Source organism: Burkholderia sp. BCC1972 (genome assembly GCF_905339605.1).
Classification (GTDB): domain Bacteria; phylum Pseudomonadota; class Gammaproteobacteria; order Burkholderiales; family Burkholderiaceae; genus Burkholderia.
This window is the reverse complement of record NZ_CAJPGH010000016.1, coordinates 166,721-185,109: the sequence shown is the minus strand read 5'-3', so window position 1 is coordinate 185,109 and position 18,389 is coordinate 166,721. Positions and strand designations below refer to the sequence as shown.

At 70.4% G+C, this 18,389-nt stretch carries 18 protein-coding genes; 7 read left to right on the top strand and 11 right to left on the bottom strand.

Annotated features, from left to right (window positions below):
* The first annotated feature begins 223 nt into the window (after positions 1–223).
* On the top strand, positions 224–967 hold the full coding sequence (phbB, locus tag U5798_RS22895) for an acetoacetyl-CoA reductase (protein WP_124453496.1): 744 nt from the start codon (positions 224–226) through the stop codon (positions 965–967).
* A 109-nt stretch (positions 968–1,076) separates the two neighbouring features.
* A complete protein-coding gene (locus U5798_RS22890; RefSeq protein ID WP_322083265.1) occupies positions 1,077–1,283 on the top strand; it encodes a hypothetical protein in 207 nt (68 codons plus the stop codon).
* 78 nt (positions 1,284–1,361) lie between these two features.
* Here U5798_RS22890 and U5798_RS22885 read toward each other — a convergent pair whose 3' ends face one another.
* From U5798_RS22885 to U5798_RS22840, 10 genes are all read right to left on the bottom strand, one after another.
* Positions 1,362–1,652 carry a hypothetical protein gene (locus U5798_RS22885; RefSeq protein ID WP_124453500.1) on the bottom strand — a complete coding sequence of 97 codons (291 nt, stop codon included), beginning with the start codon at positions 1,650–1,652 and terminating at the stop codon, positions 1,362–1,364.
* A 27-nt stretch (positions 1,653–1,679) separates the two neighbouring features.
* Positions 1,680–2,186, bottom strand: a complete 507-nt coding sequence (locus tag U5798_RS22880) for a hotdog family protein (RefSeq protein WP_322083264.1) — start codon at positions 2,184–2,186, stop codon at positions 1,680–1,682.
* Positions 2,183–2,998 (bottom strand): beta-ketoacyl synthase chain length factor, encoded by an 816-nt coding sequence (locus U5798_RS22875; protein ID WP_322083263.1) that lies wholly within the window; start codon positions 2,996–2,998, stop codon positions 2,183–2,185. The genes U5798_RS22880 and U5798_RS22875 overlap by 4 nt, the downstream gene beginning before the upstream one ends.
* A gap of 8 nt (positions 2,999–3,006) precedes the next feature.
* The gene (locus U5798_RS22870; RefSeq protein ID WP_322083262.1) at positions 3,007–4,218 is read right to left on the bottom strand and encodes a beta-ketoacyl-[acyl-carrier-protein] synthase family protein; all 1,212 of its coding nucleotides are present in this window, start codon (positions 4,216–4,218) and stop codon (positions 3,007–3,009) included.
* Positions 4,219–4,281: 63 nt separating this feature from the next.
* The gene (locus tag U5798_RS22865; RefSeq protein WP_322083261.1) at positions 4,282–5,175 is read right to left on the bottom strand and encodes a polysaccharide deacetylase family protein; all 894 of its coding nucleotides are present in this window, start codon (positions 5,173–5,175) and stop codon (positions 4,282–4,284) included.
* The gene (locus tag U5798_RS22860) at positions 5,172–7,637 is read right to left on the bottom strand and encodes an MMPL family transporter (RefSeq protein ID WP_322083260.1); all 2,466 of its coding nucleotides are present in this window, start codon (positions 7,635–7,637) and stop codon (positions 5,172–5,174) included. Before U5798_RS22860 ends, U5798_RS22865 begins: the two co-directional genes overlap by 4 nt.
* Entirely contained in the window at positions 7,637–8,272 is a 636-nt protein-coding gene (locus tag U5798_RS22855; protein WP_322083259.1) for an outer membrane lipoprotein carrier protein LolA, read from the bottom strand. Before U5798_RS22855 ends, U5798_RS22860 begins: the two co-directional genes overlap by 1 nt.
* The gene (locus U5798_RS22850; protein ID WP_322083258.1) at positions 8,269–9,246 is read right to left on the bottom strand and encodes an acyl-CoA synthetase; all 978 of its coding nucleotides are present in this window, start codon (positions 9,244–9,246) and stop codon (positions 8,269–8,271) included. Before U5798_RS22850 ends, U5798_RS22855 begins: the two co-directional genes overlap by 4 nt.
* A complete protein-coding gene (locus U5798_RS22845) occupies positions 9,243–10,985 on the bottom strand; it encodes an AMP-binding protein (protein WP_322083257.1) in 1,743 nt (580 codons plus the stop codon). Before U5798_RS22845 ends, U5798_RS22850 begins: the two co-directional genes overlap by 4 nt.
* A gap of 65 nt (positions 10,986–11,050) precedes the next feature.
* The gene (locus U5798_RS22840; protein ID WP_322083256.1) at positions 11,051–11,704 is read right to left on the bottom strand and encodes a hypothetical protein; all 654 of its coding nucleotides are present in this window, start codon (positions 11,702–11,704) and stop codon (positions 11,051–11,053) included.
* A gap of 548 nt (positions 11,705–12,252) precedes the next feature.
* On the opposite strand from U5798_RS22840, the gene U5798_RS22835 reads away from it, so the two are divergent.
* The 5 genes from U5798_RS22835 to U5798_RS22815 all read left to right on the top strand — a co-directional run bounded on the left by U5798_RS22835 (position 12,253) and on the right by U5798_RS22815 (position 16,528).
* Complete coding sequence (locus tag U5798_RS22835) at positions 12,253–12,537, top strand: phosphopantetheine-binding protein (RefSeq protein ID WP_124453521.1); 285 nt, start codon at positions 12,253–12,255, stop codon at positions 12,535–12,537.
* Between the two features lie 95 nt (positions 12,538–12,632).
* Positions 12,633–13,349, top strand: a complete 717-nt coding sequence (fabG, locus tag U5798_RS22830) for a 3-oxoacyl-ACP reductase FabG (protein ID WP_124453523.1) — start codon at positions 12,633–12,635, stop codon at positions 13,347–13,349.
* Between the two features lie 86 nt (positions 13,350–13,435).
* Positions 13,436–14,650 carry an endoribonuclease L-PSP gene (locus U5798_RS22825; protein ID WP_322083255.1) on the top strand — a complete coding sequence of 405 codons (1,215 nt, stop codon included), beginning with the start codon at positions 13,436–13,438 and terminating at the stop codon, positions 14,648–14,650.
* A gap of 131 nt (positions 14,651–14,781) precedes the next feature.
* Entirely contained in the window at positions 14,782–15,564 is a 783-nt protein-coding gene (locus tag U5798_RS22820) for a glycosyltransferase family 2 protein (protein WP_124453527.1), read from the top strand.
* Positions 15,565–15,766: 202 nt separating this feature from the next.
* Positions 15,767–16,528, top strand: coding sequence for a M48 family metalloprotease (locus U5798_RS22815; protein WP_124453529.1), 762 nt, complete (start codon positions 15,767–15,769; stop codon positions 16,526–16,528).
* A 115-nt stretch (positions 16,529–16,643) separates the two neighbouring features.
* Here the strand turns inward: U5798_RS22815 and U5798_RS22810 are convergent, their stop codons facing one another.
* Positions 16,644–18,344, bottom strand: coding sequence for a lactate permease LctP family transporter (locus U5798_RS22810; protein WP_322083254.1), 1,701 nt, complete (start codon positions 18,342–18,344; stop codon positions 16,644–16,646).
* Positions 18,345–18,389: the final 45 nt, after the last annotated feature.

Here is an 18,389-nt window from a genome sequence, read left to right as displayed (position 1 = left end):
CGCCTGAGCAGGATCTGACGACACGGTTCGCCGCGGCGCCGGCCGGCGTCGCGGGCGAACCAGGCTGGTTTCGCGCATGACAGGCAGTCAATAACAAGCGCGAGGTTCCGGTGCGTGCCGCGCCCGCGACGCGGGCGGCTGCGCATCGAAGCGGTGGGGCGGCAGCCGGTACGATGCCGCCGCCCCGCATTCATCGATTACTTTTTTGTCGGTAATTTATAGGATGACTAAGCGAATTGCAGTTGTGACAGGTGGAATGGGCGGTCTTGGCGAAGCGGTCAGCATCAGGTTGAACGACGCGGGCCACCGGGTAGTCGTCACGTATTCGCCGAACAACGCCGGCGCGGACCGCTGGCTGACCGAGATGCATGCGGCCGGCCGCGAGTTCCATGCGTACCCGGTGGACGTGGCCGATCACGATTCGTGCCAGCAATGCATCGAGAAGATCGTGCGGGACATCGGCCCGGTCGACATTCTCGTGAACAATGCCGGCATCACGCGCGACATGACGCTGCGCAAGCTCGACAAGGTCAACTGGGATGCGGTGATCCGCACGAACCTCGACTCGGTTTTCAACATGACGAAGCCTGTCTGCGAAAGCATGGTCGAGCGCGGCTGGGGCCGTATCGTCAACATCTCGTCGGTGAACGGCTCGAAGGGTTCGGTCGGCCAGACCAACTATGCGGCCGCGAAAGCCGGCATGCACGGTTTCACGAAATCGCTCGCGCTCGAGGTCGCGCGCAAGGGCGTGACGGTGAACACCGTGTCGCCGGGCTATCTCGCGACGAAGATGGTGACGGCGATCCCGCAGGACATCCTCGACTCGAAGATCCTCCCGCAGATTCCGGCGGGCCGGCTCGGCAAGCCCGAGGAAGTCGCGGCGCTGGTCGCGTACCTGTGCTCGGAGGAGGCCGGCTTCGTGACGGGCTCCAACATCGCGATCAACGGCGGCCAGCACATGCACTGACGCGCGGCGGCCCGCATGGCGCTCGCGCACGTGCCGGGCCGCGTTTCCCACTATCCCGTGCCGGGGCGGCGGCAGGCGCGCCGCTTCGGCCTCGCATTCCGGAGAACGCATGGGCGACACCTGGATGGGACTCGCGATCGGCGGCACGGCACTGGCCGTCGCGCTGACGATGGCGGTCTCGCTCTACTGGCTCGAGCGGCGCCGCGCACGGCTGCTGCGGAACTTCGATCACCGCGATTGCTGGCTCGTCGCGTACGGCCGCTGCTTCGCGCGCAGGCCGGCACGGCAGCCCCGCCGCATGCGCGGGGCGCGTTGACGCAGGTCCGGCGCGTCGCGGCCGATGAACCATCACGCCCTGCGCGCATGTCTCAGGCGATGTGCGCGGGAGGCGTGATCAATCGCTCTTGCCGGCCGACTCGCCCGAGTCGTTCTTGTGGAAGATCCGCTTTGTCGTGCGCTTGGTGGCATCCCAGCCTTCGCGCGACGCATGCGCGACGCCGTGCCCGACCGCCTTCGCGGCGCTCGCGGTCGCGTGGCCGAAGCTGCGTGCCGCTTCACCCGTCTTGTGCGCGGCTTCCTTCGAATCGCGCTTGATGTCCTGCTTCACTTCCGACATGTCCGCGTGCGCGATCGGGCTGATCAGCGCCAGAACGAGCGCGGTGCCAATGAACTGACGAACTTTCACGACCTGGTTTCCTTGGGGTTGGCCTCTTCAGCGAGGATTCGTGGTGCCGGCTGGCACCGGTTGAAACGCGCCGGCGGCCGATGCGTCGAGCATCACCGCGGCGCGGCCGGACAGCAGCACGCGATCGCCGCAGCGCAGCGTGAAGCCGTACAGCACGGAGCGGCCGTCGCCGCTCATGCGTTCCGCGTCGACGACGAGCGGCGGCTCGAACGTGTCGAGCCGCTCGACGAACGCGTCGACGTTGCGCACGCTCGCGAGATAACCGGCGCGCGGGCGCTCCTCGTGCGCACCGAGCAGCGCACCGTGTACGGCCATCGCCTGCGCCGCATATTCGATGCCGCAGACCGACGCGAGCCGGCCGTGCGCGCGCAGCGGGTTGTGCGGATCGCGATGGCTCGTCGCCGTGCAGCGGATCCGTTCGGTATCCCATGCATCGACCGTATCGAGCAGGCACATCGCGCCGCCGTGCGGAATGTGCGCGGCGATCCATGCGTGGTCGAGCGGCGGCGCAAGCGGGCGCGTGGTGGTCGTCATGCGCGCTCCGCGACGGGTGCAGGCATCGCGACGTCGACCTGCACGCGCGCATCGTCCAGGTAATCGAGCACGACGCGCGTCGATTGCCGCGTCGCGAGTGCGTCGAGCAGCGGCAGCACGCGCGCGGCCGGATTGCCGGCGCGCAGCGCGTCGAGTTCGGCATTCGCGAGTGTCGTCGCGGGGGCGTCGGTGAGCTGTACGTCGATGCGGGCGAGCGTGCGTTCGCTCGCATCGGGCGCGAGCACGAGTGCGACGCCGAATGCATCGTCGATCGGCCGCACCGCGCGCAGCGGTTCCGGATAGTCGGTGTCGTACGCGACCAGCAGCGTCGGCACGCGATCGACGACGACCTGGCACAGGCTCTCGAGCAGGCCTGCGGCGAAGCTGCCGTCGTGCGCGCACAGCACGTTCGACGTCGCCATCGCGCGGGTCGCAATGCTCCAGTAGCCGGCCGGCGCGTTGTGCACGGAATTGTGGAAACGGGTCGGCGACAGCTGGCGATCGTCGCCGGCCAGCGTTTCGCAGATCGCGTGGCAATTCTGGCCGTCGCCGCCGGATGCGCTGAACACGGTCGCGAGCGTCGCGGCATCGCGACCGCTCGCGGCCACCGCCTGGTGGCCAACCGCGAGCGCCGTGCGCACGACGGGCCCCGTGCGGCGCCGCTCGGCCGACGGCAGCCCGGCCGGCGGCGGCAGCTCGGTGCGGGCAGGGGCATAGGGCACACGGCCTGCGAGCACGTCGGCCGCATGCGGCCAGTCGCTCAATCCGGGCCCGACGAGGCCGATGCTTTCGATGAAGGCGGTAAGTGTCATGACGGGCCTCAGCGGCTGGCGTGATCGGCGCGGCCGAGGATCAGGCTGCAATTCGTGCCGCCGAAGCCGAACGAATTGGACAGGACGGCGCGCACGCGCGCGTCGCGGCTCGCGAGCACGTAGTCGGCGACGAGTGCCGGATCGGGTTGAGTCGTGTTGACGCCGGCCGGCACGAACTGGTCGCGCAGCGCGAGCGCGGCGACGACGGCTTCGAGCGCGCCGGCCGCACCGAGCGTATGGCCGGTCGCGCCCTTCGTCGAACTGCACGGCGTGCTGGCGAACAGCGCGCCGACTGCGCGGCTTTCGGCTGCGTCGTTGCTCGGCGTCGCGGTGCCGTGCAGGTTCACGTAGTCGATGTCGTGCGCGCCGAGGCCGGCGGACGCGAGCGCCTGCTCGATCGCGGTGCGCGCGCCGAGCCCTTCCGGATGCGGCGACGACATGTGATGTGCGTCGCTCGATTCGCCGATGCCGAGCAGCAGGATCGCGTCGTCGTCGAGCGCGGCGGGCGGCTCGGGCAGGCGCTCGACGAGCGCGAACGCGGCGGCCTCGCCGATCGAGATGCCGTCGCGTGCGACGTCGAACGGCCGGCACGGCCGGCGCGACAGCAGTTCGAGCGAATTGAAGCCGTACAGCGTGGTCAGGCACAGCGAGTCGACGCCGCCGACGACGGCCGCATCGATCAGCCCGGCCTCGATCATGCGCCGTGCTGAGCCGAACACCTTCGCGCCGGACGAACACGCGGACGAGATCGCCATCGCCGGCCCGCGCAACGCGAAATACGCGCGCACGAACGCAGCCGGCGAATACGGGTTGTGCGTCTGCGCATAGCGGAAGCCGGCCGGCAGCGCGCCGCTGGCCGGATCGCGCCGCTGGTACGCGTGCTCGGTTTCAAGGATGCCGGCCGTGCTCGTGCCGATGAACACGCCGACGCGTGCCGCGCCGTAGCGCGCGACGGCCGCCGCGACGGCGGTGTCGAAGCCGTCCTGCGTCAGGCCGAGCTGCGCGAGGCGGTTGTTGCGGCATTCGAAGTCGGCGAGATCGTTGCGCACGGGTTGCGCGTCGACGCCGTCCACCGCGCCGATCCACGTGTCGAGGTCCGCGCGCTCGAAGTTGCACGGCGTCAGCCCGCCGCGAGCGTGGCGGAGCGCGTCGCGGGTCGCGTCGAGGCCGCGGCCGATGCAGCTGGTGGCGGTGAAGTGCGAGAGCAGGAGAGGTTTCACGAGGGTCGCATCCGGTGGCCGGAACGGGCGCCGCAGCAGGGCTGGCGAGCGCGCCGTTCGAGGTCAGATTTTATCAAACGGGGGTGCCGAACCGCCCGACTGGCCCGGCTGGCCGGGCGGTTCGGGCGCGAGCGCCGCGCGCAGCGTGGTCCAGTGCAGCTGCGCATCGGCGGCTGCACGCAACACCGCCTGCAGCACGTCGAGCACGACCGGTTCGCCGCGCGCATCGCGTGCCGCGTGACCGTCGTGCACCAGCAGGATGTCGCGCGCGTCGAGTCCGTGCAGCAGGCGGCGCGTGACGGTCGCGGCATCGCGCGCGCGCGTGTCGAAGCCGCGCCGCGTCCAGCTGGCGAGCTGCAGGCCGAGTTCGCACAGCACCGGTTCGAGAAACGGATTGCGCAATCCGGCCGGCGCGCGGAAGAACAGCGGGCGCGTGCCGGCGATCTCGGTCAGCGTCTGCTGCGCGGCCGCGATCTCGCGCCGCAGCGCGGCGGGCCCCGACAGCGAGAACGTATGCCGGTGTCGCTGGCTGTGATTCTCGATCGCATGGCCGCGCGCGACGATCGCCTCGATCCACTGCGGATGACGGCGCGCGAGATCGCCGATGCAGAAGAACGTCGCACGCGCGTCGTGACGGTCGAGCAGGTCGAGCACGCGCGGCGTGACGTCCGGGTCGGGGCCGTCGTCGATCGTCAGTGCGATCTTGCGGCCGGTGCCCGCCGGCAGGCGCGTCCAGTTCGGGCCGAGCAGCACGCTGCGCGGCCACAGCCCGGCGGCCGTCAGCGCGAGATGCGACGCGACCACGCCGCCGACGGCCCACGGCCACGTGGCCGGTTGCGCGACCACGGCGGCCGCCGCACCCGCATGCAGTACGGCCGTCCCCGCGATCAGCGGCGTCGGTTTCCAGCGGCGCATCTCGCCGGCCGGATGCGATGGAATGGACGACGGCGCGTTCATGCCGGACTCCGTCGATGACGCTCGCCGGGCGCCGACGCACGCGGCGCGAGAATCGCCGCGAATGCGAGCGCGAGCATCGCGCCGGGGCCGACGGTCAGCCCGAAGGTTTCGAGCAGCGGCACGCGCGACAGCGCGAGCAGCCCGAAGCCGGCGACGGTCGCGAGGTTCGCGATCAGCAGCGACACGAGCGTGCAGGGCGTCACGGGCTGCGCGTCGTCGCGCTTGCAGAAGAACAGCGCGTAGTTCGAGCCGACCGCGACGATCAGCAGCATCCCGACGAGGTGCAGGATCGTCAGCTGCACGCCGGCCAGCGCGAAGCCGGCCGTCACCACCAGCACGGCCGCGACGAGCGGCGCGAGCGCACGCACGGCCAGGCGCGGTGAACGCAGCGCGACCAGCATCAGCACGGCGATCGCGGCAAACCCCGCGAGCGACAGCCGGATGTCCTCGTGCACGTAGCTCACGTACAGGCGATCGGCTTCGGCCTTCATGTCGACGAACAGCGCATCGGGCACGCCCGCGCGCTCGACGGCCGCGCGAATCGGCGTGGCATCGAGGCCGGACGCCGGCGGTGCGGTGCGCGCGGCATCCGGCGCGCGCAGCGACAGCATCGCGCTCCAGCGGCCGTCGCGTTCGGTCAGCAGCGCATCGACGGCGAGCGCCATCGACGTGCCGCGCAGGTCCGCGCGCGTCAGCAGCGGGGCGTGGCGCGCGGCATCGACGTCGGCGACGAACGGCGCGAACAGGTCGGGCTTCACCGCGATCGGCTGGTTCGCGACGGCGTCGCGCATCCGGGCGGCGAGCACGTTCGCATCCGGCAGGCTCGCGATGCGCGTGCGCTGCGCGGCGTCGCTCGGCAGGTAGCGCGCGGGGCTTTCGAAACCGGCGAGCGCACCCTGGTCGACGAGCGGCTGCAACTGCGCGGCCACTTTCTCCGCGCCTTCGAGCGCGGCTTGTTCGGTCGGCGCGGCAATCACGACGAGGTAGCGCACGTCGGGCGCGCCGACGTCGGCGCGCAGCCGCGCGTCGAGTGCCTGCGCCTGCGCCGGCACGGGGCTGAGCGCGGCGAGCTCGCGGCTCCACAGCCCGTCGCGATGCAGGACGAGCGTCACGATCGCGGCGACCACGAGCACGGCAAGCGGCCAGCGCAGCCGCGGCGCGGCATCGGCCGCGCGTGCAAGCACCGCGCCGATGCGCGACACGTCGCGGATCGCGACCTGCTCGCCGCGCAGGTGCGGCAGCACGAAGCGCGTGACGAGCGCGGCGGCCGTCAGCCCGACGATCGAATACAGCCCGAGCTGCACGAGGCCCGGGAATCCGGAGAACAGCATCGACGCGAAACCGCACACGGACGTCAGTACGCCGAGCCTGATCGTCGGCCAGTACGCGGCGACCCAGGCGCGCGTCGCGTCGCCCGGGCGCGTGGTGCCGCGCGTGCCGGCCTGCGCCGACTGCACGAACAGGTAGATCGAATAGTCGACGGCTTCGCCGATCAGCGTCGTGCCGAAGCCGAGCGTGAGCCCGTGGACCGTGCCGAACGCGATGCCGACCGCCGCGATCCCGGCCGCGACGCCCGTCAGCACCGGCAGCAGCCCGAGCGCGAGCGTGCGCGGCGAACGGTACAGCGTCAGCAGCAGCGCGACGATCAGTACGACGCTCGCCGTCGACAGGCGCTCGACGTCGTGCCGGATCGTGTCGCGCGTGTCGACCGAGAACACGCCTGGGCCGGTCATCGCGAGCGCCGTCGCGGCCGCATTCGGCGTGGCCTGCTGCGCTGCGGCGAACGCGCGGCGCACCGTGTCGATCGCGCGTGCCTGCGCGTCGGTATCGGAGCCGGCGGCGGCCGTCTGCACGACGAGCACCGCGCGCGCGCCGTCGCGCGATGCCCATACGCCGTCGCGGCTCGCCGGCTGGGCCGCGCTGTCGAGCTGGTCGACGAGCGCGCTGACTTCGCCGGTCGGGTCGTGCGGCAGCATCGCCTTGGCGACGAGGCCGGCCGACGAACTCAGCAGGTCGAGGCTGTCGCCGAGCGCCTGGTGCAGGCCGTCGGCGCTGAAGCGCTGCGGCGTGACGGCCGGGCTCAGCAGGTAGCGGTGATCGAACACGAATTGCCGGTCGCGCGCGTCGCTCGCGGCTTCGCCGTTGTGCACGGCCGCGAATTGCGGATCGGTGCGAAGTGCGCCGGCGACGCGCCGCGACAGGGCGGCGCGGGTGGCCGCATCGCCGCCGTCGATCGCGACGAGGATCAGCCGCGACACGATGCCGTCGCGCAACTGGTCGACGAGCACGCGCTGCCCGGCGCTCGGTGAACCCGGCAGGAACGCGGACAGGTCGGCCGTGAAGTGCGCGCGCCCGATCGCGACGCCGCACGCGACGAGCGCGAGCAGCCACACGAGCACCGCACGCTGCCGCCATGCGTGCAGGCGGCGAGCGACGGGGGAGGGGCGCGTGCGTTCGTCCATCAGTTCGGGCTCGCGGCGACGGGTTGCAGGCGCATCACCGAATGATCGCCGTCGGCCTGCCGGATCGCGACGCTGCGCAATACGTCGCGCGTGCCGTCGAGCGTGATCGTGCTGACGACCTTCAGCATCCGCGAGTCGAGCGGCGTGAGCGTCAGCGTCCAGTCGTCGCCGCGCCCGGACAGCGCGACCTTGTACACCTGTTCGAGCGCGAAGCGGTTGCCGGCGAGCGTCGCGCGGATGCTGTCGATGAACGCGCCGAGTTCCGGATAGCGCGCGAGCGCGAGCGTGAACTTGCGGTTGTTGCGCTCGACCGTGAGCATGTCGCCGTCGACGACGAGGTGTTCGGGCTTCGGGCTCAGCGTGTGCTTTTCGAGATGATCGGGCGCGACGAACACGAGCTCGCCGGACGATTCGACCGGCTGGGTGGCGATCGACAGGTATTTCGTCTCGGTGAACGTCGCGCGTCCCGACTTGTGCTGCGCGAGCGTCGACATCAGCCGGTCGAGGTTCCATGCCGGTGCCGTATCGGCCGCGTGCGCGGGCACGGCCAGCGCGATCGCGGCGGCGGTGGCGGCGAGCAGGCGGGCGGCGCGGTGCAGCGCGAATGGAAGCGGAAGGCGGCGAGCGGTGGTCATGCGTCGGAATCCCTCGTGGCGGCCAGGTCGGCACCGGCGTGCGCCGTGTCGCGGCGCGCGGCCGCGGCATCGCCGCCTTGCCAGAAATCGAAATAGTTGAACCAGTTGTACGGCGCCGCGCGGCAGTACTTGTCGAGCAGCGCGACGTAGCGCGCGAGTGCCGCGTCGACGGCCGCGGCGCGCGTGTCGCGCCGCACCTCGGAGAAGTCGGCGAGTGTCTCGAAGTGCACGTCGTAGCGGTTGCCGTCGCGATAGAGGCCCGTCATGAAGATCACCGGGCGCTTCAGCATCGCGGCCATGTACAGCGGCCCGAGCGGGAACGCGGCCGGCGCGCCGAGCAGCGGCAGCCGCCGTAGCGACGCGGCCGCGTCGTCGAGCAGCGTGCGGTCGGCGAGCATGCCGACCATGCAGTTCGCGTCGAGGCGTTCACGCACCTTCAGCATCGAGTCGACCTGCCCGAGCGGAATCACTTCCGGCTTGGCGGCCGGGTTCACCGCGGCGAGCGTCGCGTTGATCTTGCGCGCGTTCTTCTCGTACATCGTGACGACGACGCGCAGGTCCGGGTGCGTGCGGCCGATCGCGCGCACGACCTCGAAGCTGCCGAGGTGCGCGCCCATCAGGAACGCGCCTCGGCCGCCCGCGAGCGCATCGTCGACGAGCGTCTCGCCGTGCAGCCGGATGTCGAACAGGTCGAAGCGCCCGTTCATCAGGTAGACGCGGTCGTGGATCGTCGCCGCGAACGTGAACACGTGCCGGTACACGTCGCGCCAGCGCGCGGGGCGGCCGAGCACGCGGCGCAGGTAGTCGCGCGACGCGGCGCACGCGACCGGCGAGAACAGCACGAAGTACGTCGCGATCAGGTGCAGCACGATGCGCGCGCGCGACCGGCCGAAGCGCAGCGAAATCCACGTCATCGTGCGCAGCAAACCGGCGTTGCTGCGCTCCTGGCGTTCGGCCCACGCGGTGCGCTTCATGGCTGCGTGCCGTCCTGCGCGGCCGGCGGCGCGGACAGCACGCCGGTCGCGACCTCGCGCGACCCGGCGCGCAGCGTGAAGCGGATCGCGCCGCTGGCCGCGGCGTCGTACGCGAGATCGAGCGGTTCGCCCGGCGCGACCGGGCTCAGGAATTTCGCGGAACCGAGCCGCCACGCGTGCAGCGGGCGGTTCAGCGCCGTGCCGATCGCGTGGATCGCGTGATCGAGCAGCACGACGCCCGGCACGACCGGATGGCCGGGGAAGTGGCCGGGCAGCGCCGGGTGGTCGGCGGGAACCGTGAACGCGAGTGCGGGCGCGGCGGCCGTGTCGCGTTCGGGCATCGGCGCGGCCGCGGCGCGCGCATGCTGCGCGACGAGCGCGGCCAGCACGTCGCGCGGCAGCTTGCCCGTTTCGTTGCGCGGCAGCGCGTCGACGAACACGAGCGGGCGCGGCATGAACGCGGGATCGATGCGCTCGCGCAGCGCACGCTGCAGATCGGCGGCCGTGAGCGTCGGCGCGACGACGAGCGCGACGAGGCGCGTGACCGGCTCGAGGTGCGTGTCGCCGTGCGCCGGTGCGGCTTCGTCGGGCATGAAGAACACGCCGTCGACCACCTGGGCAATCGCGTTGAGCTGGTGGTTCAGGTACGCGAGCGACGTGCGCTTGCCGGCGATGTTGACGAGGTCGGCCTTGCGGCCGTGCAGCAGGAACCGGCCGTCGCCGAGCAGTTCGAGCGCATCGCCCATCGGCACGGGCGCTTCCACGTGTCCGCCCGACACCCATACGGTCGGTCCGCTGTCGTCGCCGTCCGGTTCGTCGCGCGCGTCGAGACGGATGTCCGGGAACAGCTCCCATGCCGCGCCCCGCGACGTGCGGCGGGTCGCGATCTGGCCGGTCTCGGTGCTGCCGTAGATCTCGACGAGCGGCGCGTCGAGCGCGGCCTCGGCTTCGCATGCGAGCTTTTCCGACAGCGGCGCGGTGGCCGACAGCACGAGCGCCGCCGGCGGCAGCGCGTGGCCGGCGGACAGCAGCGCGCGCAGGTGGATCGGCGACGTGACGAGCACGCGCGGTTGCGGGATCGCGTCGAGTTCGTCGCGGATGTCGACCGGGTAGAACGGCTGGCGGTTGCTGAACGCGAGCCCGCCGATCAGCGCGAGCAGCACCGTCGATTCGAAGCCGTACATGTGCTGCGCGGGCACCGTGCCGATCAGCGCGGCCGCGCGGCCGTCGAGCAGCCCGAGGCGGTCGGCCGCCGCGCGCACGCAGCCGACCAGGAAACCCCAGGTCTTGCGGTGCGGCACCGGCGCGCCGGTCGAGCCGGACGTGAACACGTACGCCATGATCCGCGCCGCATCGATCTGCGGGATGGCGAACGGCGCATCGCTTTCCAGCTCGCCGGGCGCGGCGTCGGGATACGCGAAGCGCGGCAGGTCGATCGCGCAGTCGGATGCGTCGTGCAGGCAGAACGCGTCGGGTGCAAACGAGGCGAGCTGGCGGACCATTTCCGGCGTGTGCGTCGACGGCAGCAGGCTGATCTTGCCGGCGACGAGCGCCGCGCACAGGCTGACCGCGAAACGGTAGCGGTCGCGGCACACGTTGAACACGTGGCCGCCGGCGGGCAGCGCGGCGGCCACGCGCGCGACGTCGGCGACGAACGTGCGCACGGTGACGGGCGTGCCGTCGCGCCAGGCGATCGTCTGGTCCGGCGAGGAATGAAATACCAGCGGGTGAGTCGGCATAAATCGGTCAAAACGGGAGCGAAGGCCGGTGCGGCCGCGTGCGCGGCGGCACACCGGTCATGAATTCATCGTGACGCCTGCGACGCGTGTGTCGTCGCGCGATAGGCGCGCACCGCGTCGGCCATCCGCGGCCGCGGTTCGTGCGGCAGTGCGAAACGCCGGCACGCATGCTCGGCGGCGAACATCACGGCGACGAGCGGCAGCGACAGGTAGTTCGCGAACGTCGACCACGTGACGATCGGCGCGGTCGCGAACAGCAGCGTCGACACGGCGGCGGTCGCGACGAAGAACAGCGTCCACGCGAGCGTGATCTGCCGCGTATAACCTGCGACGGCCGGCGTGACCGTGCCGTGGATCATCGCCGCGAAGCGCGTGCACAGCGGCACCTGGCCGGCGGCGAGCGTGCGGCCGAACAGCAGCGCCATCGCGAGGTTGAAGCTCGCGTGTTCCAGATACAGGCCCCATTCGAAGTGCTGCGCGAGCGGCGCGCGCGCAGCCCACAGCGCGGCGGCCGCCAGCAGCCAAGCCGGCGCGAGCCATGCGCGCCGCGGCGAACGCAGCGCCGCGCCGAGCGCGAGCAGCAGCGGCGGCACGAGCGCCATCGCGAGGCCGAAGCCGTGCGCGCCCGGCGTCGCGGTCGCGTAGTGCGCGCCCACCTGGTAGGCCGCCACGGCGCCGACTGCCGCGGTGCCGCGCAGGACGGACAGCAGCCTGCTCATCGGCTACCCCCGTGCGCACGGCGCGGGCACGGGCCGGCGGCCGCGGCATGGCGGCGGACGGGCGGGCGAACCGGAACGGAGCGGAACGGAGGACGCGGCATGACTGGAGACATCGGGCGGATCGTGGCCGGACACGTCGTGTCGGGCCGTCAAACATCATATGAATGGCGGCCGGGACGCGGGTCCGGGCCGGTGGTCGGGCACGCTCATTTTAGGGCCGCGGCACGGCGTGTTCGGAGCCGGTGCGACCGGGTTTTGTAACCGATTGTATGGCACCGGGCGAACGGTTTCGCGGGGTCGGTCCATTTCCATCCAAAGCGGCTCAAGCGTCTCGTGCATTCGTGTGCCGAAACGGGCCGCGACGCCGGCTCGCCAGTCTGTAACCATTCGCGGTATACGGCCCGATACCCTTCGTCTAGAATCCGCGTAACTTTTACAAACAATCCCCAGATAACGCAGGCGGGGAAGCCGGCAGACGCCGGAGGGACGGAGATTTGCACGCGCCGGGCGTGCACGACGGTTGCCGTTTCCGGGCGCCTCCCGCTGCCATGGGCCGCCTGCCCGCACGCATGATGAACGCACTGGAACAAGAGCTCGCCACGCTGATCATCGGCGAACTGAATCTCGAAGACGTCCCGCTCGATACAGTGACGGCCGACACCCCGCTGTATGGCGAAGGTTTCGGGCTCGACTCCATCGACATCCTGGAAATCGCGCTGCTGATCTCGAAGAAATACGGCTTCGAGCTGCGCTCGGACAATCCGGACAACCAGAAGATCTTTGCGACGCTCGGCGCGCTGGCTGCGTACGTCGCCGCGCATCGCACGAAGTGACGGCGGCGCGCAGTGAATGACGGTACGCGGCGGCGAGCGAAGGACGAATCGACGCCGCGTCGATCGAGGTGAAACGCGATGAACGGAGCAATTCGATGCGGGCGCTCGTGACGGGCGGCAGCGGCGCACTCGGGCAGGCGATCTGCGCGGCGCTCGCGCAGGCCGGCCATGAAGTGTGGGTGCATGCGAACCGCCATCTCGCGCAGGCGGAGGCCGTCGCGCAGCAGATCGTGGCGGCCGGCGGCACCGCGCACGCGATCGCGTTCGACGTGACCGACGCCGATGCGACGCTCGCCGCGTTGAAGCCGTTCATCGACGAGTCGCCGGTGCAGATCCTCGTCAACAACGCGGGCATTCACGACGACGCGCCGATGGCCGGCATGTCGCGCGGGCAGTGGCACAGCGTGATCGACGTGACGCTCAACGGCTTTTTCAACGTCACGCAGCCGCTGCTGTTGCCGATGATCCGCACGCGGCGCGGGCGGATCGTCAACATTGCGTCGGTGGCCGGCGTGACCGGCAACCGCGGGCAGGTCAACTACGCGGCCGCGAAGGCTGGGCTGATCGGCGCGACGAAGTCGCTGTCGCTGGAGCTCGCGTCGCGCGGCATTACCGTGAACGCGGTAGCGCCCGGCATCATCGAATCGCCGATGGCCGAACAGGCGTTCCCCGCCGAACGCATCAAGCAGCTCGTGCCTGCGCAACGCGCGGGCCGGCCCGACGAAGTCGCGGCGATGGTCGCGTATCTCGTGTCCGACGCCGCGGCCTATGTGACGGGGCAGGTGCTGTCCGTCAACGGCGGGCTCGCGTGACGACGCGCACCGCGTCCGTCGAGTAACGCAACGCGGCACAGGGCCGCGTTGCCGCGCGGCCTGCGCCGCATAGTGAGGAAATCGAAGTGTCCGTGCATCCAGTCGACGCCGAACGGCGCCCGTGTTCGCTGCCGTCCGCCACCGCGCCGTTCGCGCGCGGCGGCGACCGTGCACTGCGACTCGTCCAGATGAGCCATGCGCGGCTCGTCGCGTTGCTGGACGATGCACGACTCGAGCACGTCGTGCCGGGCGCGCTGGGTGCGGTGTGCATCGGCGCGGCCGGCTCGCATGCCGATGCGGCGCAACGGTTGCTCGCCGATCGCGTGCCCCACCTGCCGGTCGCACCGGTGCAGATGGCGCTGCTCGGCGCCGATGCCGCGCCGGACGATGCCGTCTGCGAGATCTGGCAATGCGATGCGCACGACCTGCGCAGCGAACGGCACGGCGCGCTGCACTACCGCTACAGCGAAACGGCAGGCCTCGTGTTCGGCAGCATCGTCCTGAGCGAGGCGCACGCGACGCACGACGCCCGGCACGACGGCGGTACGCCGCTCGAGCGCGCGACGTTCGATGCCTACCGCATGCTGTTCGACCTGCTCGATGCGCTCGGCATGCCGCATCCGCTGCGTATCTGGAATACGGTGCCGGCGATCAACGCGGTGCAGTTCGGCGTCGAGCGCTATCGTCAGTTCAATATCGGCCGCCAGCATGCGTTCGACGCGTGCCGTCGTGCGTTGACGGGCGGCGTGCCGGCCGCGTGCGCGCTCGGCTCGGTCGTGCCGGTCGCCGGCGATGCGCCGCCGGCCGCGCCGCTCGCGATCCATTTCCTCGCGAGCCGCACGCCGGCCGATCCGGTCGAGAATCCGCGCCAGGTCAGCGCGTACCACTACCCGGCGCAGTACGGCCCGCGTGCGCCGACGTTCGCGCGCGCTGCCGCATGGGCCGATGGCGACGCGGCGCCGGTGCTGTTCGTATCGGGCACAGCGAGCATCGTCGGGCACCGCACCGTGCATCACGACGACGTCGTCGCGCAGACGCACGAGACGGTCGCGAACCTCGCTGCCGTGCTCGAGCAGGCCGCGCGGCAGGGGCATGGCCCGTTCTCGCTCGCCGACCTGGGCTATCGCGTCTACGTGCGCGACGCCGGCGATGCCGCGGCGCTGGCCGCGATCGGGCGGGTGCTGCGCGACGCGGCCGGCCCTCACGTGCGGCCGCTGTTCGTTCACGCGGACGTGTGCCGCGACGACCTGCTGGTCGAGATCGAGGCCAGCGCCGGGCATGCAATGGAGTGGCTGTCATGAAACGCGAGAACCTCACGATCCGACAATCGGCGCACGGCGTCGACGATGTCCTGGTCGACGAAACCTGCCGCCGTTCGCCGGCAAGTCATAAACTTTTGTCAGGATCTCCGACTTCGCAATCGGCTGTTTCCATGTCCAAGCTGCACGCCTCGTCCACCCATCTCGTGCTGATCCCGAGCTACAACCCGGGCGTCAAGGTCGACACGACCGTGCGCGCTGCGCGCGCGCAGTGGAACCCGGTGTGGGTCGTCGTCGACGGCAGCACCGACGGCAGCGCCGAACGGCTGCAGGCGATGGCCGAGCGCGATCCCGGCCTGCGCGTGATCGTGCTGCCGGAGAATCGCGGCAAGGGCGCCGCGGTGCTCGCGGGGCTCGACGCGGCGGCCGCGAGCGGCTTCACGCACGTGCTGACGATGGATTCCGACGGCCAGCATCCGGCCGACCTGATTCCCGCCTTCATGGCCGCCTCGCAGGCCGCGCCCGACGCGATGGTGCTCGGCGTGCCGAAGTTCGACGCGAGCGCGCCGCAGTTGCGCGTGCAGGGCCGCCGGCTGTCGAACGCCTGGGCCGACCTCGAGACGCTGTGGGCCGGCATCGGCGATTCGCTTTACGGGTTTCGCGTGTATCCGGTCGCGCCGCTCGCGGCGATCATGCGGCGCCAGCCGTGGATGCGCGGTTTCGACTTCGATCCCGAAGCGGCCGTGCGGCTGTGCTGGGCCGGCGTGCGCCCGATCCGCATCGACGCGCCGGTACGCTATTTCGGCCGGCACGAGGGCGGCGTCTCGCACTTTCACTATGGCCGTGACAACGCGCTGCTCGCGTGGATGCACCTGCGCCTGTTCACCGGCTTCGCGGTGCGGCTGCCGATGCTGGTCGCACGGCGGCTGACGCGTCGCCGCGACCAGACCGCCTGAGCGGTAGCCCGCCCGTTTTCCTGCCCGATCGCCGCCCGAGCGCGGCGATTGCTGCATTTTCCGTCGTCAATTCGGCAGCCAAGCGCCGCATCGTTTCGATTCGTCGAGTAATGAGTGTGTCATCCGATGTAAACATCTGGTAATTTTCTGCCGGATTATGCAAAATCGCCGCTCCCAAATACAACTATCGAGGGATTCCGGGATGCAACTCAAGAAAGCGGTGGCAGCGTGTGGCGTGGCGTTCCTGTTGAGCGCATGCGGCGGGGTACAGAGCCTTGACGCGAACAGCCTGGCGTCGGCGGGGACCAACCTGTACAAGGCGGCGACGCTGTCGGACAGCGACATCGCCGCACTGTCGAACGAATCGTGCAAGTCCAGCGACGCCGAGTCGAAGATCGCACCGGCGAACAGCGCGTACGCGAAGCGCCTGACGAAGGTGATGAAGGGCTTCGGCGACATGACGCTGAACGGCCAGAAGATCAACTACAAGGTCTACATGACCAAGGACGTCAACGCGTGGGCGATGGGCAACGGCTGCGTGCGCGTGTACAGCGGCCTGATGGACATGATGAACGACGACGAGCTGCGCGGCGTGATCGGTCATGAAATGGGCCACGTTGCACTGGGTCACTCGAAGAAGGCGATGCAGACGGCGTACGCGGTGAGCGCGGCGCGCACCGCGGCCGGCGCGGCATCGCCGGGCGTGGCGGCCCTGTCGAGCTCGCAGCTCGGCGACATCACCGAGAAGTTCATCAACGCGCAATTCTCGCAGACGCAGGAAAGCGCGGCGGACGACTACTCGTTCGACCTGATGAAGCAGAAGAGCATGAACCAGAAGGGCCTCGTCACCGCGTTCCAGAAGCTCGCGCAGCTGGACGGCGGCAAGAGCTCGATGATGAGCTCGCACCCGTCGTCGTCGAGCCGTGCGCAGCACATCCAGGATCGCATCGCGAAGGGCAGCTGATCGCGCCACGCGCATCACGCATCGCCTGCCCGTGCCGGCGATCGCTGCGCGACAGGAAAAACCCCACGCTCGTCCGGGCGTGGGGTTTTGTTTTTGAGGCCTGCCTGCGCGCCGCTTACGGCACCATTCCCGGCAGCACATACGCCTGCACGAGCGTGATCAACCCGACGATCACCGCGAACAGCAGGCTGTGGCGCACCGTGAAGCGGAACAGCTCGGACTCCTTGCCGACGAGGCCCGTCGCCGCGCATGCGACCGCGATCGACTGCGGCGAGATCATCTTCGCGGTCACGCCGCCCGTCGTGTTCGCGGCGACCGCGAGCGTTTCGGGCAGGCCGAGCTGATGGGCGGTGGCCTGCTGCAGCGAGCAGAACAGCGCGTTCGACGACGTATCCGAGCCCGTCAGGAACACGCCGAGCCAGCCGAGGAACGGCGAGAAGAAAGGGAAGGCGGCGCCCGTCGCGGCCAGCATCAGCGCGAGTGTCGACGACATCCCCGAGTAGTTCGCGACGAACGCGAACGCGAGCACGAGGCCGATCGACAGGATCGGGCGCGTCAGTTCCTTCAGTGTTTCGCCGAACGTGCCGAGCGCGTCGCGCGGCTTCATCCGCAACAGCGCCATCGAGATCAGCGCGGTCACGAGGATCGCGCTGCCGACCGCCGAGAGCAGATCGATCTTCAGCACCGCTTCGAGCGCCTTCGGCGTCGCGGCGATCGGCGCGGTCTTCACGACGAGCTGGTCGAGCCCGGCCACATGGAACTTCAGCACAGTCGACGCGAGCGCGCCGTGCGCGGCGAACAGCGCCTTGAACGGCGCGATGCTCCAGACGGTGACCACGGCCGTCAGGATCAGGAACGGCGACCACGCGCGCATCGTCTGCGCGAGCGTATACGGCGACGCCTGCCGGCTCGCGCCGAAGCCGCTGCCGCCCGCACCGAACCAGGCCAGCGCCGCACCGCCGCCGGACGCGACGAGGCCGCCGGCCGGCTGTTTCGCGGTGCGCGGCTGCCACACCTTCAGGAACGCCGCGAGCGCGACGAGGCTGACGAGCGACGACGTGATGTCCGGCAGCTCGGGCCCGATGTGGTTCGACGTGAAGTACTGCGTGAGCGCGAAGCTGCCGCCCGCGACGAGCGCGGCCGGCCAGGTCTGCCGCACGCCGCGCAGCCCGTCCATCATGAACACGAGCCAGAACGGCACCGCGAGCGACAGCAGCGGCAACTGGCGGCCGGCCATCGCGCCGATGTGGAATGCGTCGATGCCCGTCACCTGGCCGGCGACGATGATCGGAATGCCCATCGCGCCGAACGCGACCGGCGCGGTGTTTGCAATCAGACACAGTCCGGCCGCATGCAGCGGCTTGAAGCCGAGGCCGACGAGCAGCGCGGCCGTGATCGCGACGGGCGCGCCGAAGCCGGCGGCGCCTTCGAGGAACGCGCCGAACGAGAAACCGATCAGCAGCATCTGCAGGCGCTGGTCGTCGGTGATCGACAGCACGGACGCGCGGATGATCTCGAACTGGCCGGTCTTCACGACGATCTTGTACAGGAACACGGCCGCGACGATGATCCACGCGATCGGCCACAGGCCGTAGGCGAAGCCGAAGCCGGCTGCGGCAAGCGCCTGCGGCACGGGCATTCCGTACGCGAGAATCGCGACGCCGAGCGCCAGCAGCAGCGTGATCGCGGCCGCGACATGGCCTTTCATCCGCAGCGCGGCGAGCGCGATGAAAAAGAAGATGATCGGAATCGCCGCGACGAATGCCGACAGCCCGAGGCTGCCGAGCGGGGTGTAGATCTGATGCCAAACCTGCATGGGTGTCTCCTCCATGGATTGTTAGGGGTACGGCTTTGAAAGCGG